This window comes from Arthrobacter sp. Hiyo1, assembly GCF_001263615.2.
GTDB lineage: Bacteria > Actinomycetota > Actinomycetes > Actinomycetales > Micrococcaceae > Arthrobacter.
Genome location: NZ_DF952470.1, coordinates 408,822 through 410,633, shown reverse-complemented (window position 1 = coordinate 410,633; position 1,812 = coordinate 408,822). Strand labels below are relative to the sequence as shown.

Here is a 1,812-nt window from a genome sequence, read left to right as displayed (position 1 = left end):
CCGACGGACTCACGCTCGTGGAGACGGGAGCTCCCGTGGACGGCACGATTTCAGCCACCCTCCAGGACGAGGAATCGCTCATGTGGGTGCAGTTCGGCGGCTCGGATGGCACGGAAGTGGTGGTGGAACTTGCCATGCGCGCGGACAAGTACGCTATCCGGACCAGGGATGACTCCTCGCCCGTACTGACGGAGTTCGACGCTGTTCCCACCTTTGAATACAACCCGGACTGGGTGCTTGAAGGCCGCTTCGAGGCGTACCCCGAGCCCGTGGATGTGCCCATCGGGACAGCCAATCCTTTGGTGGATGGGGTGCACCGATCGGTAGGCGAGGTGGTTTTCCGGGCGCCTGGACTTCCCCACGAGATCCGCCTGCACGCCGAGGCCGAGAAGCTCGGAGCCCTCACGGTGACCTTCCACGACGAGACGAACGGCAACACCACGGACGAATGGCGCAAGCTGGCCGTCTCGCGCCCCCGGCCCGACGGTTCCGTGGTCCTCGACTTCAACCGCGCCATCAACTACCCGAGCGCCTTCACTCCATATGGCACATGCCCTATGCCTGTAGCGGGAAATTCGATTGACGTGGCGGTCGAGGCCGGGGAGAAGCTGCCGGCCGGCCGGATCGTCTAAACGCAGCCCTCCAAACGCAGCAAACCAAAGCCGTTACATCTCCCCTCGACTCAAGGTACACTCTTCTTGGAAAGCGCTTACCAAGCGGTCCTGAAACGACACCGACGTCAGCAGCCCCGCCTCCCGGGGACAGATGAGGAGAGCCATGGGCACCCTGTCCACGCCCGTCCCGGCAGAACGCAACCCGGCAGAACACAAACAGTCCGGCCATGAGCCAGCAGGGTGGCCCTTATTGGGGTCCACGGCTTCGGCGCGCACCACCTGCAGAACCTCGAAAGGCTCCAGGCAAACGGCGTGGTGCGACTTGTTGCCGTGGCGGATCCGAATCCGCCCGCCCCCGGCGCCCTCCCGCCCGGAACCGCGGTATTCAGCAACTTGGACGAGCTCTTGGCGGGAACCCCCGCGTTGGACCTCGTCATTGTGGCCACCCCCATCCAGACGCACGCGCAACTCGCCCTCACGACGCTCCCCCACGCCGATCTGTACCTCGAGAAGCCTCCAGTCGCTTCTCTCGCCGACTTCAATCGCCTGCAGGAAGCCGCCACCGCAGCCGGCAGAATCGTCCAGGTCGGCTTCCAAAGCCTCGGATCCCGGGCCCTCCAGGCCATTGATGAACTCCTTGCGGCGGGAGAGATCGGCACGCTCCTGGGCATCTCGGCCACCGGGCGTTGGGTGCGTGACCGCGCCTATTACAAACGCTCACGATGGGCGGGTAAGCGCAGCCTTGACGGCGTCGACGTCGTCGATGGGGTGGCGACCAACCCCCTGGCCCACGCCATCGCCACAGCGCTGAGGATCGCCGGGGCGAAAACCGTGGACGATCTTGCGTCCGTGGATACGGACCTGTACCGCGCCAACGACATCGAAGCCGACGACACCTCCGTCATCCGGATCCGCACCGCAGCGGGCGTGCCCATCACGTGCGCGCTCACCCTCTGCGCCGCCGAGTCCGTGGAACCGTACATCACCCTGCAGGGCAGCGAAGGCACTGCAGTGTTCCATTACACCGAAGACCGCCTCACTGTCAGCTCTGCCGCCGGGAAGCGCGAAACCGTATACGGCCGGGTGGACCTCACCGAAGACCTGCTGGAGCATCGTCGCTCGACGCCGGGGCCCGCAACCGCGGCGCCGCTGATCAGTCCGCTCGCGGACAGCGGCGCCTTCATGCAGGTCCTCGAAG

At 65.5% G+C, this 1,812-nt stretch carries 2 protein-coding genes; both read left to right on the top strand.

Features of this window, described 5'->3' with window-relative positions; translation table 11 throughout:
• A partial coding sequence (locus tag AHiyo1_RS10745; RefSeq protein WP_059388560.1) for a DUF1684 domain-containing protein occupies nt 1-632 on the top strand: 632 nt, incomplete at its 5' end.
• A gap of 222 nt (nt 633-854) precedes the next feature.
• On the top strand, nt 855-1,812 hold a 958-nt coding region (locus AHiyo1_RS10740; protein WP_148667542.1), incomplete at its 3' end, for a Gfo/Idh/MocA family protein.